Here is a 24,499-nt window from a genome sequence, read left to right on the forward strand (position 1 = left end):
CCTAGCGCCAGTGCCCCCGCGCTGATAGCCAGCAGTACTGCAACCGCAAGCCCAACGCCAACCCTGACCGCAACACCGACACCGACACCGACACCAACACCGACACCGACCGCAAGTCCAACACCGTCACCAACCCCAACGCCGACGCCTAGCAAAAAACCCAAATACATCCCAAAACCAACGCCGGTCCCTGTTGCCCCTGACCTCGTTTGGAGTAAAGTACCCACCAGCAATAGCGCGGTAAGCTGCCCCAATTGCGGGCAAATTACCCATATTGAAACCATTCAAACCGATGGCGAAGGCTCGGCCGCTGGCGCATTGCTCGGCGGCGTAGCTGGCGGCGTGATCGGCAATCAAATCGGCAAAGGCAACGGTAAAACCGCCGCCCGAATTTTAGGCGCTATCGGTGGCGCACTGATTGGCAATCAAGTTGAACAACGCGTCAACACCCAAACCCATTATGAAGTCACCGCCCAGTTTGCCGATGGCAGCACGCGCACCATTCAATACCCACAACTGCCAGCACTCCAAGTAGGCCAGCAGGTTAAATTAATCAACGGTGAGTTAGTTGCATACTAAAACATCGCAGCAATAGAGAAATTAACCGAAAAAAAACCGCAAACTATTTTGCGGTTTTTTTGTGCTGTCTATTTATTCTTTCGACTCATCGGGCAAGGTGGTGACCGTTGCTGGCGGCAAACGTTGCGGATAAAAAATCCAGCTCCGCGCTAATTCATAAAAAACCGTCAACAACACTGGGCCAATAAAGACGCCCAACATGCCAAACGCTAAAGCACCGCCGAGCACACCAAAGAAAATCAAAATAAACGGTAGCGAACTGCCTTTGCCAATCAACAAAGGTTTAATCACATTATCGGCCGACCCCACCACGAACAACATCCACAACACCATAAAAATCGACCAGCCCACTTCACCGTGATAATACAGCCATGCCGCCGCCGGCAAACCGATCAAAGAAGGACCAAACGGCATTAACGCTAGGATAAAACTCGCAAAACCCAGTGATGCCGCATTCGGCACGCCAGAAATAAAAAACGCAAACCATGCCAACACCGCCTGCACCACGGCCGTTCCCATAAAGCCGTAGACCACCCCCTTGGTCGACGCCAAAGAAATACCCAATAATTCGATACTGCGCTCTCCAGCGAGTCGCTCAACAAAGCCGCGAATCCACGCCAATAAATCTTCGCCACCCATATAAATAAAAAACGAAATAAACAAACTCATCACCAACAACATCATGCCACTGCCAATCTCTTTGGCCAGCAACAGCAATAGCTGCGATGCAGGGGCGATATAGCTGCGAAATGAAGTTAATGTCTCTGCATCTTTGGCACCTAACTTGGTCCAAAACTGATCAATATAATTACCAGCCAGCGGTAAAGAAACTAACCACTGGGGTAATGCTGGCCAGCCCTCGCCAAATGCCGCATGCAGCTCAATACCCCAAGATGATGCGGCACTAGAAAAATCACTCGCCGCCAATACAATCGGCAGCAAAATAAAACAACATAAAGCCGAAATCATCGCCACGGCAGCCAGCGCGCGTCGACCGCGCAGACACTTCACCAAAAAAAGATACGGCCGCCAAGTGCTAATCACCAAAATACCGGCCCACAAAGTGGCCGCCAAAAAAGGGCGAACAATCGAAAAAATCGTCAATGACAACAAACATATCACTGCCAATGCAACCAAAGGCTCAACAAAATCCGCTGTTTTGTTTTTCATAGCGTGTAAGCTCAATAAGTAAAGTGGGCTAAGCATAATCTAAAAAGCCATCACCTGTCGTGATCGGCAATAAAAAAACGACCCATCGTAAGATGGATCGTTTTTAAACGACATTCAATTTAAATTATCGCCCTTGATTGGCCGTCACCCGAGCGCGGTAAATCAACAAGCCCATCATATTGCTAATATCTCGTTTCACTTGCAAAGAATCCACTCGGCCAAAACGGTCACTCAATGCCTCATGCACTTCGCAGGCCAAATGAAATAATAATGGTTTTTCGCGCATTGGCGCGCTCACCAAATAATGATTAATTTCATTTACAATTTGATCGGCTAATTCATCAGGATAAATTGCTCTAGAATTTAAAATACAATCGAGCAAACGCACGCCAATCACACCTAACGAAAGCAATTGAATTGTCATTGCAAACCTCTTTGATCCAAGCATTTGCTTCACTTTAGTGAGCATGCTCTGGTAATGTCGGCCAATCCGTCAAACGGTACTCGGACTAGGGGTATTCCAATAGCGACAAGGCATGTGATTTATTTTACATTTCATTGATGCAATGCACCATTCGGAGAAATCAATTTATGTGCGGAATTGTTGGCGCAGTATCAAATCGAAATGTCGTTCCAATGTTATTGGCCGGTCTTGCTCGACTCGAGTATCGTGGTTATGACTCCAGCGGCATCGCACTCAATGGCGATCAGCAGTTAGAACGCATTCGTGTTGCGGGCCGAGTCGCCGATTTAGTCGAGCGCTGCCAAAGCGCCAGCGGGCAAAGCGGCATTGCCCATACTCGCTGGGCCACCCACGGCATTCCATCAGAAGCCAACGCCCACCCTCACCTGGGTGGTGACTCGATTATGGTGGTGCATAACGGCATTATTGAAAATCACGCCGAACTCAAGCTCGAGCTCCAAGCCGCTGGCTATGTATTTAGTTCGGAAACCGATACCGAAGCCATCGCCCATCTAATTCATTTTAATTTACAACACAGCCCGCATCTTTTAGCTGCGGTCCAAACCAGTATCGCTCGACTGCGCGGCGCATTCGCCATCGGCGTTGCCAGCGCCATTGAGCCCAATACCTTGATTTGTGCCCGACAAGGCAGCCCCTTGGTCTTAGGGCTTGGTTTTGAAGAACAGTTTTTTGCATCCGACATCGCCGCCCTATTGCCCCTCACCCAGCGCATGATTTATCTAGAAGAAGGCGATTTAGCAATACTAAACACCGCCGGCATTCAGATCTTTGATCGACAAGGCCAAGCCGCCGATCGCCCTGCACGCACCCTCGACGTGGTCACCGATTCTGCCGATTTAGGCCCATACCGCCACTACATGCAAAAAGAAATTTTTGCCCAACCAGTCGCGCTCGCCGACACGCTTGCTGCCGCGCTCAAACACGGATTTTCTCCCGAGCTATTTGGCAGCAATGCGCATGAAATATTCAACAAAACCAGCGCAATTCGTATCGTCGCTTGCGGCTCAAGCTACCATGCCGGACTTGTGGCGCGTTACTGGATTGAGGAATACACCGGCCTACCCGTCAGCGTCGATATTGCCAGTGAATATCGCTATCGCAGCGGCAAAGAACAAGATGGCAGCTTGATTATCGCGATCTCCCAATCAGGAGAAACCGCCGATTTACTCGCCGCACTTCGCTCAGCCAAAGAGCGCGGCCAAGTGCATATTTTGGCGCTATGCAATGTCGCCCACTCCACCCTCACCCGCGAAGCTGACCTGGTCGCGCTCACCCACGCTGGCATTGAAATTGGCGTTGCATCTACCAAAGCATTCACCACCCAGCTGGCCGCGCTATTTACCCTGGCCGGCACACTGGCCCACTGCCGCCAAACCTTAACCCAAGCAGAATTAACTGAGCTGGCCAATTGCCTACCCCGCTTGCCTGCCATGTTCACTGATATTTTCCCCCTAGAAACCGCGCTAGAAGAATGGGCGCACGAACTAAGCCACTATAACCATGCGCTATTTTTAGGTCGGCATACGCTATTTCCTATCGCGCTAGAAGGTGCACTCAAGCTCAAAGAAATCGCTTATATCCACGCCGAAGGCTACGCCGCAGGCGAACTCAAACACGGGCCCCTGGCCTTGGTGGACGAAGAGATGCCGGTCATTGTTTGTGCCGCCAATGATGCGCTATTTGATAAATTACTGTCTAACCTACGCGAAGTCCAAGCGCGTGGCGGCAAGATTTTTTTAATCGCCGAGCCCGGCTGCGAAGCCGCCTTTGACTACTGCCATCGCACCATTACCCTACCGAGCCAAACCGGCCCACTCGCCCCGATTGTCTTCACCCTACCACTACAATTTTTGGCCTACCACACCGCCTGCCGCAAAGGCACCGACGTCGATAAGCCGAGAAATTTAGCCAAGAGCGTCACTGTAGAGTAATTTTACAGACAGAAATAAATGATAGTTAGGGAAAATAAAGTCCGTCGGAGCCAAATAAAGTCCGTCGAAAAGCTTGCTAAAAACAGGTCTTTTAAAATCAACGGGCATACCTAGTTTAGGTTGATCCGAAGAAATAAAGTCTGTTCAGATGAGTTGCACTTAACATTCTTTCATCAAGCATCACAGAAAATTTAGAAACAACTGAAATACGTCGAATCTGAGTCAAAGTATCGATACACAGGCTTGAAAATGTCAAAGGCCGCTACCTGATGGTTGGCGGCCTTTGATATTTTAAGCTTTGGTATCAGCACCACGGCAAAAGCGGCCAGGTAAGTTGGAATAAAGTTTAATACACCTAAGCGATGAGGCTTGCATTCAGTGTAGGAATGAGCTGCAACACTTCCGCGTAACTTCTGACAACCTGCAAGTCTGGCGCGGCTTGCTGGGTTTGTTCCGATGGCTGAAAAAGTAAGCCCATCTCAGCTGTACGTAGCATGGCCAAATCATTAAATGCATCACCAACAGCAAGGACTTGGCAGCCTGATGTTTGGAATTTTGCCACGCTTTCCTCTTTCCCTTTCCGAGCTAAAAAATGGCAGCGCTCAATAAAACCATCCGAATCACAGATCAAACGATGGCATTCGACCTCAGGATGCCCTAGTTGCTGAACGAAATGATCAATTAGCTCGATAAAAGCATCAGAAATAATAATGACACGAAAATTTTTATGTAATTGAGCAATAAAATCGGAAGCCCCTTCCAATAACGGCATATTAGTTACAATATCCTGAATATCCGTCAGTTTAAGTCCGTGCTTCTTTAAAAGGCTAATACGCAACTGCATTAAACGCAGGTAGTCAGGTTCTTCACGCGTTGTTATATTTAACTCGTCAATTTTTGCAATGCGTCCAATATAAGGCCACATTTCAGGTGCGAGCACCCCTTCCATATCAATACATGCTATTTTCATCAGCGCACCATATTAGCTAAAGCGAGAGAAACTCCGAGCCCCATTAAAACTGAACCAATCACTTTATCTACCACCGATTGGTAATCAACTACTCGTGAGCGAAAAGCATATTGAGAAAAAAATGTCGCTACCAAAGAAAACCACAAAAAATGCGTTATAGACATAAATAGTCCGTAAGCAAATTGCACTATCATTGGCGTCTCGGCATGAACCACTTGTGTATACGTGCTAACTACAAACAATGTTGTTTTTGGATTTAGTGCATTGGTAAGAAATCCATTACAAAACATATTAAACCCTGAAACTTTACCTTGGCTTTGCAGGTCAATGACCAGCTTCGCTTTATTCATAAAGGTTTTCCAACCGATGTAAATTAAATATATTGCCCCTACTATTTTTATACAGTTAAACAATAATGCTGAATGTGCAATAATTAATCCGACTCCAAAAATTGTGTACAACACATGAACTTGAACCCCAAGCCCGATTCCAAGGGCGGCTAAAACGCCTGGTTTTCGCCCATATAAATAGCTGTTTCGCGTTACCATGGCAAAATCAGGTCCAGGACTTATCGTTGCTAGGAGTGTTATTAAAGCCACAGCAATGAGTTCATTCATGCCTATCTCCTTGTTGCATTAATGTTTTTTCATCTAAATGGATATCATTAATGGTTTGGGCAGCCTCTTTCTGTAAAAAATTCATTACTTGATTTACAGGAAGAAAACAAAAATCTTTACTTGCTATTTGATTGCATAAACTTTCAAGTTCGCTATTTAAATTACTCTTAATTCGACCTTCGTTTACCAATGCTTGCATAATCTGCCTTTAAATCGCCTTTAAATCATTGAGTCACATGAATAAACCGCGAAGCATGATGCCGCGCCCTTCCAAGAATCATGCCTGTATTTTGCTTTCACAAAAAACGATTTATACTTTCCATCTTTGGATAGAAAAACTGACACAAATGAAAAGACTCCCATCTTTAAATGCATTGCGTTTTTTTGAGTCGGCGGCAAGACTGGGGAGCTTTGTGAGCGCGGCCGAAGAGCTACATCTCACGCATGGCGCAGTGAGTCGGCAGATCCGCTTGCTAGAAGACGCTCTGGGGCTCGCTCTCTTTGAACGTAGGAATCGAGCGGTGTTTCTCACTAAGGAAGGCGCTGAATTGTGCCTCGCCACGCAACAAGCATTTGCCCAGCTCAATCGGGCGATTGAGTCGTTGCATCAACCGCAAAGTTTGAGTCCGTTAGTTTTATCATGCGAGCCGACGATCTCGATGAAATGGCTAATTCCGCGGCTTGGCGATTTTTATCGACAACATCCCGAGATACAGCTTCACCTATTTGCGGCTGGAGGGGCGATTGATTTTCGTCGTAGTGGCGTTGATTTAGCGCTACGTCGAAATGACTTTAGCTGGGACGCCGAACTGTATGCCGAAAAAATATGCGATGAGCGGATCGGCCCTGTTTGCATCGAATCTTTATATCTGACCGACGATTTCTCGGTGCAACAACGATTGCACACGGCGACAAGAAGTGGTGCGTGGAATCAGTGGGACAGGATCAATAATTCTGCGGTGAATAGCAGTAGAAATCAAAACTATGAGCACTTCTACTTAAGCCTGCAAGCTGCTTGTGCTGGCTTAGGCGTGGCGATCAGCTCGTTTTTAATGGTGCAGGAGGAATTGAGTAGTAAACGATTGATTGCTCCGCATGGTTTTATCGAGGATGGTTCTGCCTATTTTTTATTATCGGATGTCCCCATTCATAACGATGCACGCCGGAGTGCTTTTCTTCGCTGGCTACGGGGTCAGATCACTGACATGCCGGTTTAATACTTTTTTCTAGGGCCTTTCATATTTTAAGTTTTGGTATTGGCCGCTCTCGGTCTTAACGGACATCTAAAAAATTATTTTCCTTAGGTTTTTTCGCTACCGTTAGTGTCCATATTTAGCAGCACACCGCATCATTTAAACGGTGACATGCCGAGGTAAGCCCAATGATATCAGCGCGGCTAAGGCAATAAATGCCGTCGATATCCACAGGCACGCCGCCAAGCCCGCGCTTTGGTAGACCCAGCCCGACAACACGGTGCCGATGAGTCGCCCCATCGCATTGGCCATATAGTAAAAACCAACGTCGAGCGATGCGCCGTCCTCTTTGGCGTAGCTGACAATCAAATAGCTGTGTAATGATGAATTGATCGCAAACAGCACACCAAATAACAACAGGCCACCAATGAGTATGACCGCCAAGCCATTACCCAGACTAACGCCCAAGGCAATACCCGCAGTTAATACAGCGAGCGGGATCGCCCACAGCATCGCGGCGCGGCCATCGGGGACTTTGCCAGATTTTTTGCCGGTGAAATACGGCGCAATCGATTGCACCATGCCGTAGCCAATCACCCAGCAGGCAAAGAATGTACCGACAGCCCAATCGGCCCAGCCTAAAGTCGTGGCCATGAATACGGGCAATGCCACGACAAACCACACATCGCGCGCGCCAAACAAGAACAACCGCGCTGCTGACAAAATATTCACCGCACGGCTACTGGAAAAAATATCGCCAAATTTGGGCTTGTTTTTTGCCTTGCCCAAATCGGATTTCAGACTCAGCAGACTGGCAATCCACACCAGCAATAACACGCCGGCCATCGCCCACATTGCACCGGCAAAGCCCAAAGTGGCAAGTAACACGCCGCCCAAGAAAAACCCCACGCCTTTGAGCGCATTTTTCGAACCCGTCAGCAGCGCCACCCATTGATACAGCCGGCTTTCATAAGCCACTTCGCCGGCTGGCACCTGCGTTTTGCTACTAGCGACGCCCGCAGGCAGCAGTGTCTTGATGCCGCTCTTGGCGCTCATTTTATTCAAATCTTTGGCAATCCCCGACAGCGCCTGCGCCGCCATCACCCACGGCACAGTGAGCATCGCCGTTGGCACCGTCAGCGCCAGCAGCGCAATCACTTGCAGGCCAAGGCCGATATTCATCGTCTTATTCAAGCCAATGCGCGCCCCCAACCAGCCACCGACCAGATTGGTGATCACGCCAAAAATCTCATAAAACAAAAACAGCAGCGCGATATTGAGCGGAGAAAAACCCAGCTGATGAAAATGCAGCACCACCAACATCCGCAGCGCCCCATCGGTGAGCGTAAACGCCCAGTAGTTGCCGGTGATGATGAGGTATTGGCGAATTTGGGGGGAAAGCGTGGCAAGCATGAGTAATCCAATTAGTGATGTATTGCCATGTAGGTATTTCTTAGTAATAGCTACAGCCAAATACCCAATTATTTTTCATGTAGGCAAAGTGACATATGAATTTCATCATGCATTTCACCATCAACGAACAAAGCATTGATTTCATGACCAAATGCCTTAAAACCAAGCGACTCATATAAACGAATTGCTTTTGTATTCATTGAATTCACACAAAGATTGAGCTGCATTAGCTGTGGCACAGAGCGAGCCAAAGTCAGGCTCTCGAATAAAAGCGCGCGAGCGATGCCTTTGTTTCTATATTCAGGCTGTACATACATCGTATAAATAATGCCTTTGTGCGAAAGCTTTTGCACATTTTCTCGCCCCAGCGCAACCACAGCGATTAAATCATCACCATTAAAAGCACCAAATAATCCACGATCTGTTTTTGCTGCGAGTTGCTCTTCGATGCATGTTATCGCGCGATCTTTTTCTTCTGCATAACTTGAACCAAAAGCGGAGGGGCTTTCCTGTAAGCCTGCTAATCGTAAGGCTTGATATGCCATCGCATCAGCAGAGTTAAGACGACGAATGTTCATGGATTGCTCTTTCATTAAATTTTTAGAGTTTGCTTGCCGAATAGTTATGAAGGTATTGCCATATAAGTAATGTAAAATAATGGCTATGCAGCAATACCACTCTTAGATCCTATTTATCGGTCAAACCCACCTGCCGCACCAACTCCGCAGTGCGATTCACATAGCCCCATTCATTGTCGTACCACGCGTAGAGTTTGAGTTGCGTGCCGTTAATGACCATGGTGGACAGCGCGTCGATGATCGATGATCTGGCGTCGCCTCGGTAGTCGATCGATACCAATGGCCGTTCTTCATAACCCAGAATGTCTTTCAAATACGTTTCTGATGCGGTTTTCAGTAGGCCATTGACTTCTTCCACCGTGGTGGCGCGCTCTAGCTCGAATACGCAATCGGTGAGTGAGGCATTGGTCAGCGGCACGCGCACGGCGTGGCCGTTGAGGCGGCCTTTGAGCTCGGGAAAAATCTCAGTGATCGCAGTGGCCGAACCGGTCGACGTTGGGATTAAACTGGTGCCGCAGGCGCGCGCGCGGCGCAGGTCTTTATGCGGCGCATCGATGATGGTTTGGGTGTTGGTCAGGTCGTGAATCGTCGTCATGCTGCCGTGGCGAATGCCGATCTGCTCGTGAATCACTTTCACTACGGGCGCGAGGCAGTTGGTGGTGCAGCTAGCGGCAGTGACGATGCGGTGAATGGTGGGATCAAACAAATGATTATTCACACCGACAACGACATTGAGTACGCCCGCTTCTTTCACTGGCGCGGTGACAACGACGCGTTTCACACCCTGATCTAAGTAAGCTTGCAATAGCGCGGTGGTGCGCATTTTGCCCGATGCTTCGATGACCACATCGCAGCCCGACCAATCTGTTTCGCTGATGGCTTTGTTGCGGGTGGTTTTGATGCGTGCGATTTTATTAGACGCATCAGCAATCACAATGTCGTCGCCGTCCGTGCCCGCTTCATGTGCCCAGCGGCCATGCACTGAGTCGAAGTTGAGCAAATGCGCCAACGTTGCCGCATCGCCAGCAGGATCGTTGATCTGGACAAATTCAATCTCTGGCCAGCCCCAAGCCGCGCGCAGTGTTAAACGTCCCATGCGGCCAAAGCCGTTAATGCCTACTTTAATTGACATCGTGTTCTCGATATAAATAATTTTAATAAGGTCTGTTGACGTTGGGTTTACTCAAAAGGCGTTCCGCAAAAACCGCATTTTAAGCACAGAATTTAGTCCTTGATCGCCACTGATTTGATGCTTGCTGTGCGGGCTATTTTGTTTTGCATCCGCCAACCGTCAACAACTGGATGGCGACAGTGAAGAATAACAATACAATATTTCAAACATTATTGTATAGTTGAATTATGGAAAAATTAATTGCAACGACTATTTTTGAGTCACTTTCATCGGGTATTCGTTTGGACACCTATCGTTTATTGGTGCGCCAAGGCCATACCGGCATGGTGGCTGGAGAGATTGCGACCGAGCTCGGTTTGCCGGCGAGCAATATGTCGTTTCATCTTAAAGCTATGACTCAGGCCAAAATTCTGACTGTCGAGCAAGAAGGTCGCTATATGCGCTATCGGGCTGATTTGGCGATTATGCAAGATTTGATTGCTTACCTGACCGAGGCATGTTGCGACGGCCAGCCAAAGCAATGCTTTCCCGCCTCATCACTGCCTTGCGTCAACGACGACAAATCGTTGGCAGGCGATATGCCTACAGAGTCCCTGCCGTGAAGCTGATAAACTAAGCGGCAATTCATTTGGGATTTGTCATTATGCTCAATGCACTGCAACAGCAACTCAGCAAAGGACAGGCACGACGTCAAACCGCGCCGATTGCCGCGCATGCGACTTTAGGCAATATTGAACGTGATCCGCTCGAACTGTTAGTGGCCAGTAGCCAAGGCCGAATCGAGCGCTTAGTCCCACTGCGCTATGGCCGAATGCTGGTGTCGCCATTTACCTTTTTTCGTGGCTCAGCCATGCTGCAAGCGCATGATTTAGCGAGCACACCCTACAGCGGCATCATTCAGCAAATTTGTGGTGATGCGCATTTAGCTAACTTTGGTGGCTTTGCTTCGCCCGAGCGCACGCTGTTATTTGATCTGAATGATTTTGATGAAACCCACCCGGGGCCTTGGGAATGGGATATCAAACGCTTGGCGGCCAGCTTTGTTTTGGCTTCACGTAGTTCTGGGTTTTCTGCCGCTGCAGCCGATGAAACCATCTATCGTTTGGTGCGTAGTTATCAGCATTGGATGGCGCAATACGCCGAACAAGGGGCGATGCAAATTTGGTATGACCAAATTAGCTATGAGCGACTATTGGCCAATATCACCGACCAAGACGCACGTAAGCAGCTAAGCAAAGAAATGAAGCGCGCCCAAAAGCGCACCCACGAACGTTTACTGCCCAAAATTAGTAGCAAGGTGGATGGCCGCTGGCAAATTAACGATGAATTACCGGCTTTATTTCATATTTTTGGGGAAAACTGCATTTTTGGTGCGCAAGAGCGTGAAATTTTACTGGGTAATCGCCAAGCATTGGCTCAGCAACTTTTTAGTGAGTATCAAGAAACCATCAGCATCAGCCACCGGCAATTATTATCCCGTTTTACGATGCAAGATCTGGCTTGCAAAGTCGTCGGCGTGGGCAGTGTCGGTACACGTTGCTTGGCCTTACTGATGACCGATGAGCAAGACAAGCCCCTGTTTTTGCAAATCAAAGAAGCGCGTCCTTCGGTGCTCGCGCCGTACGTACCCAGCGGTGTATCACCGTATCGCAATGAAGGGCAGCGTGTGGTGGTTGGTAAGCGCTTGATGCAGGCGTTTAGTGATATCTTTTTGGGCTGGTCTAGCGCCGGCAACCATCATTTTTACTTCCGCCAATTGCGCGATATGAAGATCTCCCCTGCCATCGATAGCTACACCCCATCAATGATGACGCTGTACGGTGAGTTATGCGGCTGGGTGCTGGCTCGGGCACATGCGCGCAGCGGAGGGTTTGCCGGCGAAATCGCTGGCTATTTAGGTGAAGATGATGAATTTGCCATGACCATGATGCGTTATGCGCGCAACTATGCCGATCAAAGCGAACGCGATTACGCGCTATTTCAAGCCGCCTGCAAAAGTGGCCGACTCCAAGCACAATCTGAAGCCGATTTTGTCAGTAGCATCAGCAACCCAAGCACCTAGCGCGGCACTTGATCCAGCAACAACCCAAGCGAAAGCGCCTCGCTTGGGTTTAATTTACAGCGGCGTTCCTGCACTTTAGACAGTAGCGACTGGCAAGGGCAGGCACTCAATGCGAGTCAGACTGCCATTTTGCAAGCGGAAAAACGCATCTTGTGGCATATCTTGCGCCCAAAGCGCTGCGGGCGATAATTGGGCATAAATTCCCCGTAAAATGCGCCCTAACAAGCCATGTGCCACCACAATGAGCTGGTCCGGCAAGGTGTCATCGGCCAACCAGTTTTCCAGTCGTTGCACCACATCGGCATAGGGCTCACAACCGGGCGCTTGAAAATACCAATCCGGTAGCGTGGCTAGATGAGGATATTGCGTATGCAAGGTTTGAACTTGTTGCTGCTCCCATTCACCAAAACCAACTTCAATCAAACGAGGTTCTGGTTGAATACTGCGACTGGCTAAGCCAAGCTCGGCGCAAACCAGTTCTGCAGTCTGCATGGCTCTGCCCAGTGGACTAGCGAACACTGGCCAGTTGTCCAGCGAGCCCAATTCTGCCCGTAAAGTCGCCCCCATCGCTCGCGCTTGCGCCACACCCAGTTCAGTCAGCGCGGAGTCACAATGCCCTTGCATGCGACGTTCGAGATTCAATTTGGTTTGTCCATGCCGTAGCAAATAGATGGTACGTGACATCAAAAACCCCTAGTCTCAAAAGGGACAAAGTGTAAAACCTTTTAACTAGAAAGCCCAAGGGAATAACACCAGCGTTTGACAATACACCCACTACGTATTGACCTGCCAAGCATAATTCTAAAGCCTTGCATCGTAATACCAATCATTATTTAGCCTGATATTTTGCGCAAAATTCGATACCCCGAAAATATCCGACAAATTCAATATGCCGCCAATGCCGCATGATTTTTAAACCTAGCTGATGATGTGTTTACTGCAAAAACCCATAAAAATCGCGTATTTGTCGGCGCGGGCTCGCCAGCGAATGCGAGCTAAATAAAAAAACCTTCGTGGGCAAACCCGCTGCTACGCCGCTTTTCTGAAGCACAAACCTAATAAGGCAAACCTTTATTGCATGAGCACCGAATCAGCGCCTGCGAGATCAAATCCTTCTATCTTTGCCGCCCTCACTTTTTGCTGCAAATAGTGGTTCATCCCCTGCCGAGTCGCCGCTTCGTGTAAATACTGCGCGATTTTATTTTGTACCATCGCAAAGTCTAATCTTTTGCCAAGCAGCTTGTGCTCACAACGTAAGATATGTAAACCAAATCGCGTTTCTAATAAGCGCGGTGAAATTTCTCCCGCTTGTAGCGCAAACACCACTTTATCAAATTCAGGCACCATTTCGCCGCGCGAAAACTGCCCTAAACTGCCGCCCACCTGACCCGATGGGCAATTTGAATACTGCCTCGCGCATTGTTCAAACGATGCTGGGTTCTGCAAAATATCCGCCAAAATAGATTCAGCCTTGTCCCGGAGTAATTCCAAAGGAACCGTTTCATTCACTTGAAATAAAATATGACTGGCCGTCATTAATTCGCCCTGCACAAATGCCGTTGGGTGCTGTTCATACCATTGCAAACAACTGGCGGCATCCGCCTGCGGCACTTTGACTTGGCGCTCTAATAAATTACCTATGACTTCATCATCATCTTGACCTTCAATGGCTAATTTTTGCGCTTCTTGCAGTAAAACGGCCCGTAAAATCACCTCTTTGACCACCTCATCGAGTGTTTTTTCCGGCTGAGCTTGATGCTCTAATTGAATCGAAGCATCCGTAATATCCACCCCATTTACCGAGATTCCCATCGCTATTTCCTTATTCATTAGTCAATAAAAACGGCGAACTCAGTTCGCCGTGATCATGTTGTCGTGCAATTTAAGCGCGTGGGCGCACCAACTGCCAAGCTCGTCCTAAATAAGTCACACTGGCAAAACCACTCCAGACATGCACCATACGAGTAAATGGAAAAATAATAAAAAAGGTCATTCCAAAGAAAATATGCAGCTGAAACACCAAAGGAGAACCAATGACAAAAGGTGCGGCGTCACCACGAAAGGTCACAATACGCTGCGCCCATTCCATAAACATCACCATCATATCGCCGTTTAAATGCGCCATCGACAAAGGAATCGTCAACAATCCCAAGCCTAACGTCACTAATAACCACAGCAATAGCACTTTATCTCGCATTGGTGTCATCGCAGCCAAACGCTCATTGCTAAAACGGCGATAGAGCAAAATCAGCAGGCCAATAATTCCTAAGCCGCCTAAAATCCCCCCTGCCGTCATCGCCAAGATTTGTTTTGCTTCGTGGGTCACCCCCAAGGCTTGCCACACCACCATCGGCGTGAGTAGGCCGCCCAAATGCCCCAAAAACACACCAATAATCCCGATATGAAAGAGGTTTGAACCTAAGCGCAATTGCCCACGATGAATCATTTGTGTTGATTCGGATCGCCAAGTGTATTGCTCGCGCTCAAAACGAACTAAAGAGCCCAAAAGAAAAATAGTCAGCGCGATATAAGGATAAATACCAAAAATAAAATATTGAAGGTAGTCCATCTTCAAGCTCCTTGTGAGGCGCCAGCGGGGGCAGCCGTACGTGGATAAAACTGAATCGTTTGCGTTGTTGCCTGATGACTTAAACTTGGGCTAAGCAGTGGTTCAATGCCGTCCACCCCACTACCAAATTGCTCCATCACCTCATCCATATCTCGAACTGGTGGCTCTGCCAATGGCAAAGGCTCAACGTCTGTTAAGCTGCGTAAAGCCGTAAATACACCGTGATAGGGACTATTTCCTTCTCCGAGTTTGTCACCAATTCGTGCGATCACATGAATCGATTCACCTAAAAACTCAGCGCATGTCGCTTCATCCGTTTGACCCAAAAACTCGAGAAACATGGGTAAAAAATCCGGCAACTCATCGGCAACCACCAAAAAATTGTGATTGGTATATTCCTGCATCAAGCTCACCATTGCCGGACCCCGCTCTCGGCTTTCACCATACACATGCTCAAATAAATGCAAACTACAGGTTCGATTACGATCAAAAGTCGCAACATAATTTTCTTGCAGTTCAATCAAATCATGCTGCGCCAAATAAGCCAAAAGCGGCGTAATCGAAGTACGGACCTCAGTCGAGCAATGCTGTAGCTCTGCATGAATCTCAGGCAAAGCCTCTAGCAAGGCACTCTCGGGGTATTGCAGTAAAGCCGATAGTATTTGATAGCTTCGCATAGATACCCCCTATTCTTCTTGAGTTGATTTTTTTCGTGATTTTGGCATCTCGACAAAAATAATCGACCCTTCTTTTTTCTTGCCAAATAAAGTCCCGGAAGAAACGCCCGTCGAGCAGCCATTACCAAACGTAAAGCCACAACTGCCTTTTTCATTAAAGCTATCTTCAACGACTTCTTTATGGCTCGATGGAATCACAAAGCGATCTTCATAATTGGCAATGGCCATGATTTGGTACATGTCATCGACTTGTGCTTGCGTTAGCCCAACTTGTTTTAGCACCTCCAAATTGTCGACTTTATCCACGGTTTTACTGCGCATATAAGCACGCATCGCGAGCATTTTATCCAGCGCAGATAACACCGGTTTTTCGTCCCCCGCAGTGAGTAAATTGGCCAAATATTTCACCGGAATTCGCAATTCTTTCACATCGGGCAAAATCCCATTGCGGCCTAAAACGCCACGTTCGGCCGCCGCTTGAATTGGCGATAAAGGTGGGATATACCATACCATCGGCAAAGTGCGATATTCCGGATGTAATGGAAATGCCACTTTCCACTCAACCGCCATTTTATACACTGGCGATCGTTTGGCTGCGTCGAGCCACGAATCAGAAATACCTTGCTTGCGCGCTTCTTCAATCACCGAAGGTAAATTAGGGTCGAGGAAGATTTTAAGCTGTGCTTCATACAAATCTTGTTCATTAGCAACGCTGGCAGCCGCCTCAATTTGATCGGCGTCATAGAGCAAAACACCTAAATATCGAATCCGGCCAACACATGACTCAGAACAGACTGTTGGCTGGCCGCTTTCAATCCGAGGGTAGCAAAACGTACATTTCTCCGCTTTACCTGAATCCCAGTTGTAATAAATTTTCTTATAAGGGCAGCCCGAAATACACATCCGCCAACCACGGCATTTATCTTGGTCGACCAAGACAATGCCATCGTCTTCGCGCTTATAAATAGAACCCGATGGGCATGAAGCGACACAAGCCGGGTTTAAGCAATGCTCACATAAACGCGGCAAATACATAATGAAAGTGTTTTCAAATGTCGAATACATTTCTTTTTCGATATCTTTAAACAGCTGATCTTTACTGCGTTTTGAAAACTCGCCGCCTAGATCGTCCTCCCAATTGGGCCCCCATTCGATTTTGTCCATTTTTTTGCCAGTCAACACCGAAATCGGGCGAGCCGTTGGCGGCGTTTGCATCTCTGGCGCATTTTGCAAATGCTCGTAATCGTAGGTGAATGGTTCGTAATAATCGTCAATCGCTGGCAAGTTTGGGTTGGCAAAAATATTGGCGAGGATGCGTAATTTCCCACCTTGACGCGGTTCAAGCTTACCTTTGGCATTGCGCTGCCAACCCCCTTTCCACTTACTTTGGTTTTCCCATTCTTTGGGGTAACCAATCCCAGGCTTGGTTTCTACATTATTAAACCAAGCATATTCAACACCATCGCGGCTAGTCCACACATTCTTACAAGTGATCGAACAGGTATGGCAACCAATACATTTATCAAGGTTAAGGACCATCGCTACTTGAGCACGAATTTTCATAACGATCTCCTCACGCCTCAACTTTATTGAGTGGCTGTTCTAACCAATCAACATTTTTCATTTTACGAATAATCACGAACTCGTCACGATTACTCCCCACTGTGCCGTAATAATTAAAGCCGTAAGCCAATTGGGCATAGCCACCGATCATATGCGTTGGTTTCATCACCACTCGCGTCACTGAATTATGAATACCGCCCCGCTTACCCGACATTTCAGCGCCTGGCACATTGATGATTTTTTCTTGCGCGTGATACATCATCGTCATCCCATCTGGCACCCGTTGGCTAACGACCGCTCTGGCGGTTAATGTACCGTTGACGTTAAAGACCTCAAGCCAATCGTTATCGACAATTCCCGCTCGCTTGGCATCGCCTTCAGACAACCAAATATGCGGACCGCCGCGACTTAAAGTGAGCATCCGCAAATTATCGGAATACGATGAATGAATCCCCCATTTTTGGTGTGGCGTAATGAAATTAAGGGTGATTTCTGTTTCACCGTTGGGTTTTTTACCCAACATGCTGGCGGTGGTTTTTAAATCAATCGCGGGCTTATACACGGCAAACCCTTCACCAAAATCAATCATCCAGCGATGATCTTGATAAAACTGCTGACGGCCCGTCAGCGTGCGCCATGGGATTAACTCATGCACATTGGTGTAGCCTGCGTTGTAACTCACTTCTTCAGACTCAATGCCTGACCATGTTGGACTGGAAATAATTTTTCGCGGTTGCGCCTGAATATCACGGAAACGAATGGTGTCATGCTCACGCGGCAATGCAAGATGCCGGTGATCTCGCCCGGTGATTTTGCCTAAAGCTTCCCACGCTTTGACTGCAACATGGCCGTTGGTTTCGGGTGCGAGGCTCAAAATCATCTCGGCAGCATCGATCGCTGTTTCTAATTTGGGCTGTCCATTTTCAGCTTTGCCGTTGAGCTGCAAAAGTTGCTCAACTTCTTTTCCGGTTTGCCAAGCAATACCCTTGCCGCCATTGCCTAATTGACTCAATAAGGGGCCAATCGTGGTGAATTTTTCATAAATTCGTGCGTAATCGCGCTCAACCACCGTCATTTGTGGCGCGGTTTTACCCGGAATTAAATCACATTCCCCATGCTTCCAATCTTTAGGCGCAAATGCCTGCCCCAACTCACTCGGGGTATCGTGCATCAGCGGCGTCAGCACCAAATCTTTTTGTATCCCTAGCTCAGGCCCCGCCATTTCGGTAAAGCGTTTGGCAAGTAACTTGTATATTTCCCAGTCACTTTTTGCCTGCCAAAGTGGCTGCACGGCTTCTGAAAGTGGATGGATAAAGGGATGCATATCTGACGTATTCATATCGTCTTTTTCATACCACGTTGCCGTTGGCAGTACGATATCGGCGTACAAACACGTCGTGCTCATTCTAAAATCAAGCACCGTCAATAAATCGAGCTTACCTTCCACGGCAGGACGAATTTTGACTTCTGACGGTTTAATCCCGGTCGCTTCGTCATCAAACAAAGCGTTTTGAGTACCCAATAAATACTTAAGAAAATACTCATGCCCCTTGCCCGATGAGCCCAAGATATTAGAGCGCCAAACCATCATATTGCGAGGGAAATTACGCGGATTATCTGGATCATCGCATGACATTTTTAATGCGCCAGACTGCATATTTTCAACAGCATACGCCACAGGATCTTGCCCAGCCTCTTTGGCGGCGCGAGTCACTTCAAAAGGATTGGTTTCTAATTGCGGCGCAGAAGGCAGCCAGCCCATACGTTCCGATTTGGCATTAAAATCAATTAACGACATCCCGTCGAACTCAGATTTTGCCGTTGTAGGGCTGACGATTTCATCGACAGCCAGCTTTTCATGCCGCCATTGGCTGGTGTGCGCATAAAAGAAACTCGTGCCATTCATTTGTCGCGGTGGCCGAGTCCAATCGCCAGCAAAAGCCAGAGGCGCCCAGCCTTGTTGTGGGCGGAGCTTTTCTTGCCCAACATAATGCGCCCAACCGCCACCGCTTTGACCGATACAGCCACACATCATCAATAAATTAATAATGCCGCGATACGTCATATCCATGTGATACCAGTGATTGAGCGCGGCACCAACAATCACCATACTCTTACCTTGGGTTTTATCGGCATTATCAGCAAATTCACGTGCCACAACTTCTACATCAATGGCTTTAACACCAGTGTGTTTTTCCTGCCATTTAGGCGTATATGGAATATCCATATTGTAAGAGAGAGCGACATTTTCACCGCCATGGCCATTATCCACCCCGTAATTGGCCAGCATTAAGTCATACACCGTTGCCACCAAAACGCTGCTACCGTCTTTTAAGGTGACCCGTTTAACCGGTACATTCCTTTGCAAAACTTCACCATGCTCGCTGCCAAAATAAGGAAACCCAACGCTTACGATTTCATCCGACTTATCTTTAAGCGAGAGCAATGGATCAATCTCTAAGCCTGATGTGGCTTTTAATTCGAGATTCCATTTGCCAATTTGCTCGCCTGTCTCGCCCCAACGCAAACCAATTGTGCCATTTGGAATGACAATCTCACCGGTGTTTTCATCAATCAGTAGTGTTTTCCAATCTGGATTATTGGTGCTTTCATGCTCAGATAAATGCGATGCACGTAGATAATGATCACCCACCCATCCTTGACCATGATCTTTAAGCATCACCAACATCGGGAAGTCGGTGTATTGCTTACCGTAAGATTTAAAGTAAGCGCTTTTACCTGTTTTGTGAAATTCATTCAAAATCACATGCCCCATCGCCATTGCGAGGGCGGCATCAGTACCTTGTTTCGGCGCTAACCAAATATCGCCAAATTTGGCCATTTCACCAAAATCACTCGAAACAGCAACCGTTTTAGTCCCTTTGTAGCGAACCTCGGTATAAAAATGCGCGTCGGGCGTGCGCGTCATGGGTACATTCGAGCCCCAGACCATCAAGTAAGTTGAGTTATACCAATCGGCCGATTCTGGCACATCGGTTTGTTCGCCCCAAACCTGCGGGCTAGCTGGCGGCAAATCGCAATACCAATCATAAAAAGATAGGCAGACCCCACCGATCAAACTCAAGTAACGACTACCTGCGGCATACGACACCATCGACATCGCTGGAATCGGTGAAAAACCGACCACCCGATCCGGACCAAATTCTTTGATGGTATAGGTTTGCGATGCGGCGATGATTTCGGTGGCCTCATCCCACGTTGCACGAACAAAACCACCTAAACCACGGATTGATTTATAGGCTTTTGCTCGTTCAGGATTTTGGCTGATGTACTCCCAAGCGGCGATTGGCGACATGGTTTTGCGCGCCTCGCGCCACATTTTGACTAATCGCCCCCGAATCATTGGATATTTAAGGCGCTGGGCTGAATACACATACCAAGAATACGAAGCACCCCGTGGGCAGCCGCGAGGCTCATGATTGGGTAAATCAGGGCGAGTACGTGGGTAATCGGTTTGCTGCAGCTCCCACGTAATCAAGCCGTTTTTTACATAAACGCGCCAGCTACAGGATCCCGTGCAATTCACACCATGGGTAGAGCGCACGACTTTATCTTGTTGCCACCGGGCACGATAAGCATCTTCCCATTCACGATCTTCAACAACGACTGCGCCATAGCCATCGGCAAAAGTTTCTCGAGTACGACTTAAGAATTTCAAACGATCTAAAAAATTACTCATGGACCCTCCAACATACAGCAGTCAGTGTGATAGGCATTACAGCTTGAACTGAACACCTTAATTCTTGGTCAGCATAAAAGGCTGGCCGGATAATTTAATGCCGTGAATTAGCAAGGTAGCGGTGCATTTTTTCGGGCATAAAAAAACCAAGTAATGCATAAACACAGCACATAAAACACAATAAAACAATACAGAGCGACTTCGGGGCCGCCGGTGTTTTTCATCGAAAGCCCAAAGCTTTGCGGAATAAAAAAGCCACCATAAGCACCAATTGCGCTAATAAAACCCGCCGCTGCCGCAGATTCTTTTAAGCCATCTAATCTAGATTGCTCAATGGCCGCATCGCCTTTGCCTTGCGCTTCACGTCGGCATACCGTGGCAAAAATAGTTGGAATCATTTTGTAAGTTGAACCATTGCCGATGCCGGTCAACGTAAACAAGCACAAAAACATCGCAAAAAACCCAGTCCAACTACCGCCGACTAATTGCCCAGCCGCATCATGTGTGGGCAAGAAATACAGCACACCTAAGACTGCGATGACCATGCCAAAAAACACCGCCGCAGTGACTTTAGCGCCGCCTAATTTATCGGAAACTGCGCCGCCAACCGGACGAATCAAAGCGCCAATTAAAGGCCCCAAAAATGCATAGGTTTTTACACTGATTTCAGGAAACATTGTCTTGGTCAGCAAGGCAAAAGCACCCGCAAAGCCGATAAAACTACCAAATGTACCTAAATACAAAACACACATAATCCAATTGTGTTGCCGTTTAAAAATCACTGCTTGCTCAGCAAATGAAGCGCGCGCATCGGCAATATCATTCATACCAAACCAAGCGGCTATCGTTGCAATCGCAATCAAAGGCACCCACATAAACCCGGCATTTTGTAGCCACAATTGATGCGACACCCCGTCTTTTAAGTAGGTTTGCGCTTCGCCGCCAAAAACGCCCATCAAAGGCAAAGTCACCGCCAAAGGAATCAATAATTGCGCCAGAGACACGCCCAGATTACCAAAGCCAGCATTCAAGCCATTGGCTGAGCCCTTTTGTGCGGTTGGAAAAAAATACGCAATATTGGCCATCGAGCTGGCGAAATTGCCGCTACCTAAACCACATAGCAAGGCAATGGTGAGCATGACTGGATAAGAAGTGCTTGGATCTTGAACGGCAAAACCAAGCCATAAGGCAGGAACCAGCAGCAAGCCGGTTGAAATCGTGGTCCATTTACGCCCACCCACTAAGGACGGCATAAATGAATAAAAAATACGCAGTGTGGCGCCGGACAATTGCGGCAAAGCGGTCAATAAAAAGAGCTGTTCTTTGCTAAAGGTAAATCCCGCATTGGGCAGATCGAGGGTGACCATGCTCCATAACACCGAAATTACAAAACCCAAGGTCAGGCAGGGAATTGAAATCCAAAGATTACGCTTGGCGATCGACTGGCCTTCTGATTGCCAAAAAACTGGGTTTTCTGGTTCCCATCGTTGCAACAGCCCTGCTTTAGCCATTTTTATCCCCTTTTTTCGATTTGATTTTAGCTCGTCAGCAAATGATGCCCAGACTCATCAGTAGCTCGCATTTGCTTTCATTTCAAGCGCACGATGTGATTTAGCTTGACCAATGGCGATCGCTAAGCAGCTTTTAAATGCACAAAAACAGCACAAACAAAAGAACCAAGTAAGAACAAAACAATAAATAACAAACAAAAAACAATCAACACTTACATCAACAAAACAAAGATTAAACATACGCCGTCAAAATAGCATCGTAAATAATACTAACTACCTCTTTGTTGCTAGGGTCTGTTGACGCTGGGTTGACCAGCCGCGTTTGTGGCATTGGCTTTGTGCTCGCGCGACGGCGAGAGTGAGAGGACGTAGGCAGCATGCGTTGGCCGACCTGTGCACGCTGCAAATTGATCTGGCAAACCGTACTTTTAGTGCATTCAACGCGTTAAAATCAAATGCTGGTTGTTTTGTTGTCGATCATGGATCGTCCAAAGGGTTTATGCAGCGTCGCACTTTTTTAGCTTTACTCAGTACATTACCGACCACGGTTTGGGCGCAATCATCCTTGCAAGACATGCAGGCTGAAGCGAATCGTCGCCGCGTGATTTTTTTAGCGCAAGTACGCCAAATGGCTATCGAGCAAGACCCTGCGATCTACTTCAACGCCGCCGATCCGGTGATTGGCGCAGCCACTGCGCCACGTACGGTGTTGGTGTTTACTGATTTTAATTGCCCCTACTGCCGCAAAATGGATGCACTACTGCAGCAAGTGGCCCAAGAATGGCCCAAGGCACGCTTTGTTTTAAAATGGCAAACCATGATGGCCGATAGCAGCGCCAGCGCCGCCAACTACACGCTGCAGGTTTGGCAATCGGCGCGCGCGCAATATGGGCCAGTTCATCAAGCCTTAATGCAATCGCCCATTCCCATCACGCAACAAGCCATCAACGACATCGCGCAGCGTACCCAAACCCAGCATTTACTGGGTTTAGCCGAACCTGCAGCGCTCAAAGCCAGCGTGCAGCTCGGGCAGCAATTACGGGTATTTGCCACGCCCAGCTTACTCATCGGCAGCAAAATGATGGGCGGGATGACGGATGCCAAAACGCTCAAAGCTACGATTTTGCAATGGCCACTTAATCCTTAAGTGTTCCATTTTTTGCACCATGCGTCGCTGACTACGCCTTGATTCGCCGCGAAAAACGCGTCAGCAGCGGCGGTAAACCCAACATCAACAGACCCTAGGGTCTGTTGATGTTGGGTTTACGGATCGCGTTTGTGCTGATTTTGGCCTGAAACAAGGCGAAAGACGCGTGGCATAGTCATTCTATGCAAGCGTTTTTCAACGCAGTGTCAGGCCAAAAGCAGCCAAACCCTAAGGGCTGGGCGCTTTTCGCGGCATCTCTGCGTTATTTCATGCTCGAATAACGGGTTATTGGTCGCATAAAATGCCTTGATCTGCCGCGAAAATCGCTCCAGCGCGACAGCAAACCCAACGTCAACAGACCCTAGCCTTGCGGCCGGAATATGAAATTTAAATGACAAGTATCTTTATCTAGCCCATATCAGATCAGTGCTAGCGCGATATACCGTGTGTTTTTTTAATCAAGCACTACACTCAGTTTATTCTCTTGCCCACTGAGTCTTTATTTTGTACCTTGCTGAACTTGCCGCACTCGAAAAAATCATTGCCAGCGCCGGCCCCCAACTACGCACTCAGCAACACGGCAGCGTGACGTATCAGCAGCATTCATTCCCGCTATATAGTTTGCAACTGGGCTCACACGATCCGGCCGCGCCGGTGATTGGTTTTTTTGGCGGGGTGCATGGCTTAGAGCGTATTGGTAGCCAGATTTTAATCGCCTTTTTGCATAGCCTTTTACAAAGGCTCAAATGGGATCGCAGCCTGCAATATCAGCTTGAATCGCTACGCATGGTGTTTATGCCGATTATCAACCCCATCGGCATGGCGCTGAGCCGCCGCGCCAATGGCAATGGCGTCGATTTAATGCGTAATGCCCCGATGGATGCCGATGGCCCTGCGGCGTTTTTAGTCGGCGGCCATCGCATCAGCCGCCATTTGCCTTGGTTTCGCGGGCTAGCGGGCGCGGCAATGGAAAGCGAAAACCAAGCGCTTTGCGCGGTAGTCCAAGAACAATTGCTAACTAGCCCGCTAAGCATTGCCTTAGATTGCCATTCAGGCTTTGGGCTACGAGATCGAATCTGGTTTCCCTACGCCGCTACGCGCCAGCCCATGCCGCAATTGGCCGAAGTCTACGCACTGCAACAGCTGTTAAACCAGTGCTATCCGCACCACCCCTATGTGATTGAGCCGCAAGCGCGGCAGTAC

Annotated in this window: 22 protein-coding genes; 7 read left to right on the top strand and 15 right to left on the bottom strand. The window is 48.1% G+C overall.

The window, feature by feature from the left end:
* Positions 1–579 (top strand): glycine zipper 2TM domain-containing protein (locus Q0V82_RS13330; protein ID WP_308445225.1); only part of this gene is annotated, 579 nt, incomplete at its 5' end.
* Positions 580–651: 72 nt separating this feature from the next.
* On the opposite strand, the gene Q0V82_RS13335 is transcribed toward Q0V82_RS13330, so the two are convergent.
* Entirely contained in the window at positions 652–1,749 is a 1,098-nt protein-coding gene (locus tag Q0V82_RS13335; protein WP_297576529.1) for an AI-2E family transporter, read from the bottom strand.
* Positions 1,750–1,873: 124 nt separating this feature from the next.
* Positions 1,874–2,173, bottom strand: a complete 300-nt coding sequence (locus Q0V82_RS13340) for a hypothetical protein (RefSeq protein WP_226764490.1) — start codon at positions 2,171–2,173, stop codon at positions 1,874–1,876.
* Positions 2,174–2,340: 167 nt separating this feature from the next.
* On the opposite strand from Q0V82_RS13340, the gene glmS reads away from it, so the two are divergent.
* Positions 2,341–4,164: a glutamine--fructose-6-phosphate transaminase (isomerizing) gene (glmS, locus tag Q0V82_RS13345; protein WP_297576532.1), complete on the top strand. Its 1,824-nt coding sequence runs from the start codon at positions 2,341–2,343 to the stop codon at positions 4,162–4,164.
* Between the two features lie 355 nt (positions 4,165–4,519).
* Here the strand turns inward: glmS and thrH are convergent, their stop codons facing one another.
* Genes thrH through Q0V82_RS13360 form a run of 3 tightly spaced genes read right to left on the bottom strand, consistent with a single transcriptional unit; the run spans position 4,520 to position 5,950 of the window.
* Complete coding sequence (thrH, locus tag Q0V82_RS13350) at positions 4,520–5,134, bottom strand: bifunctional phosphoserine phosphatase/homoserine phosphotransferase ThrH (RefSeq protein WP_297576534.1); 615 nt, start codon at positions 5,132–5,134, stop codon at positions 4,520–4,522.
* Positions 5,134–5,751 (bottom strand): LysE family translocator, encoded by a 618-nt coding sequence (locus Q0V82_RS13355; RefSeq protein WP_297576536.1) that lies wholly within the window; start codon positions 5,749–5,751, stop codon positions 5,134–5,136. The genes thrH and Q0V82_RS13355 overlap by 1 nt, the downstream gene beginning before the upstream one ends.
* The gene (locus tag Q0V82_RS13360) at positions 5,744–5,950 is read right to left on the bottom strand and encodes a hypothetical protein (protein ID WP_297576538.1); all 207 of its coding nucleotides are present in this window, start codon (positions 5,948–5,950) and stop codon (positions 5,744–5,746) included. The genes Q0V82_RS13355 and Q0V82_RS13360 overlap by 8 nt, the downstream gene beginning before the upstream one ends.
* 37 nt (positions 5,951–5,987) lie before the next feature.
* Here Q0V82_RS13360 and Q0V82_RS13365 point away from each other — a divergent pair, with 37 nt between their 5' ends.
* The gene (locus tag Q0V82_RS13365) at positions 5,988–6,968 is read left to right on the top strand and encodes a LysR family transcriptional regulator (protein ID WP_297576539.1); all 981 of its coding nucleotides are present in this window, start codon (positions 5,988–5,990) and stop codon (positions 6,966–6,968) included.
* Positions 6,969–7,103: 135 nt separating this feature from the next.
* On the opposite strand, the gene arsJ is transcribed toward Q0V82_RS13365, so the two are convergent.
* The 3 genes from arsJ to Q0V82_RS13380 all read right to left on the bottom strand — a co-directional run bounded on the left by arsJ (position 7,104) and on the right by Q0V82_RS13380 (position 10,067).
* Positions 7,104–8,357, bottom strand: coding sequence for an organoarsenical effux MFS transporter ArsJ (arsJ, locus tag Q0V82_RS13370; RefSeq protein WP_297576541.1), 1,254 nt, complete (start codon positions 8,355–8,357; stop codon positions 7,104–7,106).
* Positions 8,358–8,425: 68 nt separating this feature from the next.
* Positions 8,426–8,935, bottom strand: a complete 510-nt coding sequence (locus tag Q0V82_RS13375) for a GNAT family N-acetyltransferase (protein WP_297576543.1) — start codon at positions 8,933–8,935, stop codon at positions 8,426–8,428.
* A 109-nt stretch (positions 8,936–9,044) separates the two neighbouring features.
* Positions 9,045–10,067, bottom strand: coding sequence for an ArsJ-associated glyceraldehyde-3-phosphate dehydrogenase (locus tag Q0V82_RS13380; protein WP_297576545.1), 1,023 nt, complete (start codon positions 10,065–10,067; stop codon positions 9,045–9,047).
* Positions 10,068–10,294: 227 nt separating this feature from the next.
* Here Q0V82_RS13380 and Q0V82_RS13385 point away from each other — a divergent pair, with 227 nt between their 5' ends.
* A complete protein-coding gene (locus tag Q0V82_RS13385; protein ID WP_297576547.1) occupies positions 10,295–10,669 on the top strand; it encodes a helix-turn-helix transcriptional regulator in 375 nt (124 codons plus the stop codon).
* 41 nt (positions 10,670–10,710) lie between these two features.
* A complete protein-coding gene (locus Q0V82_RS13390) occupies positions 10,711–12,129 on the top strand; it encodes a DUF2252 domain-containing protein (protein ID WP_297576549.1) in 1,419 nt (472 codons plus the stop codon).
* A gap of 75 nt (positions 12,130–12,204) precedes the next feature.
* On the opposite strand, the gene Q0V82_RS13395 is transcribed toward Q0V82_RS13390, so the two are convergent.
* The 7 genes from Q0V82_RS13395 to Q0V82_RS13425 form a co-directional block, all read right to left on the bottom strand.
* On the bottom strand, positions 12,205–12,813 hold the full coding sequence (locus tag Q0V82_RS13395; RefSeq protein WP_297576551.1) for a histidine phosphatase family protein: 609 nt from the start codon (positions 12,811–12,813) through the stop codon (positions 12,205–12,207).
* A 387-nt stretch (positions 12,814–13,200) separates the two neighbouring features.
* Positions 13,201–13,941: a peptidylprolyl isomerase gene (locus Q0V82_RS13400; protein WP_297576553.1), complete on the bottom strand. Its 741-nt coding sequence runs from the start codon at positions 13,939–13,941 to the stop codon at positions 13,201–13,203.
* A gap of 70 nt (positions 13,942–14,011) precedes the next feature.
* On the bottom strand, positions 14,012–14,698 hold the full coding sequence (gene narI / locus Q0V82_RS13405) for a respiratory nitrate reductase subunit gamma (protein WP_297576555.1): 687 nt from the start codon (positions 14,696–14,698) through the stop codon (positions 14,012–14,014).
* Positions 14,699–14,700: 2 nt separating this feature from the next.
* Positions 14,701–15,375 (bottom strand): nitrate reductase molybdenum cofactor assembly chaperone, encoded by a 675-nt coding sequence (gene narJ, locus Q0V82_RS13410; protein ID WP_297576557.1) that lies wholly within the window; start codon positions 15,373–15,375, stop codon positions 14,701–14,703.
* Positions 15,376–15,384: 9 nt separating this feature from the next.
* Positions 15,385–16,938, bottom strand: coding sequence for a nitrate reductase subunit beta (gene narH / locus Q0V82_RS13415; protein WP_297576559.1), 1,554 nt, complete (start codon positions 16,936–16,938; stop codon positions 15,385–15,387).
* Between the two features lie 10 nt (positions 16,939–16,948).
* A complete protein-coding gene (locus Q0V82_RS13420; RefSeq protein WP_297576561.1) occupies positions 16,949–20,638 on the bottom strand; it encodes a nitrate reductase subunit alpha in 3,690 nt (1,229 codons plus the stop codon).
* Positions 20,639–20,745: 107 nt separating this feature from the next.
* Positions 20,746–22,149 (bottom strand): MFS transporter, encoded by a 1,404-nt coding sequence (locus Q0V82_RS13425; RefSeq protein WP_297576563.1) that lies wholly within the window; start codon positions 22,147–22,149, stop codon positions 20,746–20,748.
* A gap of 499 nt (positions 22,150–22,648) precedes the next feature.
* Here Q0V82_RS13425 and Q0V82_RS13430 point away from each other — a divergent pair, with 499 nt between their 5' ends.
* Entirely contained in the window at positions 22,649–23,296 is a 648-nt protein-coding gene (locus Q0V82_RS13430) for a thioredoxin domain-containing protein (RefSeq protein ID WP_297576564.1), read from the top strand.
* Positions 23,297–23,800: 504 nt separating this feature from the next.
* Positions 23,801–24,499, top strand: a 699-nt coding sequence (locus Q0V82_RS13435) for a DUF2817 domain-containing protein (RefSeq protein WP_297576565.1), incomplete at its 3' end; no start/stop codon positions are given.

The sequence above is a fragment of the uncultured Deefgea sp. genome (assembly GCF_947072475.1).
Lineage (GTDB): Bacteria > Pseudomonadota > Gammaproteobacteria > Burkholderiales > Chitinibacteraceae > Deefgea.

What these genes read in the sequence shown, in the direction of transcription:
- Q0V82_RS13380 (WP_297576545.1), bottom strand. Translation starts at nt 10,067, where the DNA reads ATGTCAATTAAAGTAGGCATTAACGGCTTTGGCCGCATGGGACGTTTA.
- Q0V82_RS13355 (WP_297576536.1), bottom strand. Translation starts at nt 5,751, where the DNA reads ATGAATGAACTCATTGCTGTGGCTTTAATAACACTCCTAGCAACGATA.
- glmS (WP_297576532.1), top strand. Translation starts at nt 2,341, where the DNA reads ATGTGCGGAATTGTTGGCGCAGTATCAAATCGAAATGTCGTTCCAATG.
- narI (WP_297576555.1), bottom strand. Translation starts at nt 14,698, where the DNA reads ATGGACTACCTTCAATATTTTATTTTTGGTATTTATCCTTATATCGCG.
- Q0V82_RS13340 (WP_226764490.1), bottom strand. Translation starts at nt 2,173, where the DNA reads ATGACAATTCAATTGCTTTCGTTAGGTGTGATTGGCGTGCGTTTGCTC.
- Q0V82_RS13335 (WP_297576529.1), bottom strand. Translation starts at nt 1,749, where the DNA reads ATGAAAAACAAAACAGCGGATTTTGTTGAGCCTTTGGTTGCATTGGCA.
- Q0V82_RS13420 (WP_297576561.1), bottom strand. Translation starts at nt 20,638, where the DNA reads ATGAGTAATTTTTTAGATCGTTTGAAATTCTTAAGTCGTACTCGAGAA.
- Q0V82_RS13385 (WP_297576547.1), top strand. Translation starts at nt 10,295, where the DNA reads ATGGAAAAATTAATTGCAACGACTATTTTTGAGTCACTTTCATCGGGT.
- thrH (WP_297576534.1), bottom strand. Translation starts at nt 5,134, where the DNA reads ATGAAAATAGCATGTATTGATATGGAAGGGGTGCTCGCACCTGAAATG.
- arsJ (WP_297576541.1), bottom strand. Translation starts at nt 8,357, where the DNA reads ATGCTTGCCACGCTTTCCCCCCAAATTCGCCAATACCTCATCATCACC.
- Q0V82_RS13390 (WP_297576549.1), top strand. Translation starts at nt 10,711, where the DNA reads ATGCTCAATGCACTGCAACAGCAACTCAGCAAAGGACAGGCACGACGT.
- Q0V82_RS13400 (WP_297576553.1), bottom strand. Translation starts at nt 13,941, where the DNA reads ATGGGAATCTCGGTAAATGGGGTGGATATTACGGATGCTTCGATTCAA.
- Q0V82_RS13360 (WP_297576538.1), bottom strand. Translation starts at nt 5,950, where the DNA reads ATGCAAGCATTGGTAAACGAAGGTCGAATTAAGAGTAATTTAAATAGC.
- Q0V82_RS13430 (WP_297576564.1), top strand. Translation starts at nt 22,649, where the DNA reads ATGCAGCGTCGCACTTTTTTAGCTTTACTCAGTACATTACCGACCACG.
- Q0V82_RS13395 (WP_297576551.1), bottom strand. Translation starts at nt 12,813, where the DNA reads ATGTCACGTACCATCTATTTGCTACGGCATGGACAAACCAAATTGAAT.
- Q0V82_RS13365 (WP_297576539.1), top strand. Translation starts at nt 5,988, where the DNA reads ATGAATAAACCGCGAAGCATGATGCCGCGCCCTTCCAAGAATCATGCC.
- Q0V82_RS13425 (WP_297576563.1), bottom strand. Translation starts at nt 22,149, where the DNA reads ATGGCTAAAGCAGGGCTGTTGCAACGATGGGAACCAGAAAACCCAGTT.
- narH (WP_297576559.1), bottom strand. Translation starts at nt 16,938, where the DNA reads ATGAAAATTCGTGCTCAAGTAGCGATGGTCCTTAACCTTGATAAATGT.
- Q0V82_RS13375 (WP_297576543.1), bottom strand. Translation starts at nt 8,935, where the DNA reads ATGAACATTCGTCGTCTTAACTCTGCTGATGCGATGGCATATCAAGCC.
- narJ (WP_297576557.1), bottom strand. Translation starts at nt 15,375, where the DNA reads ATGCGAAGCTATCAAATACTATCGGCTTTACTGCAATACCCCGAGAGT.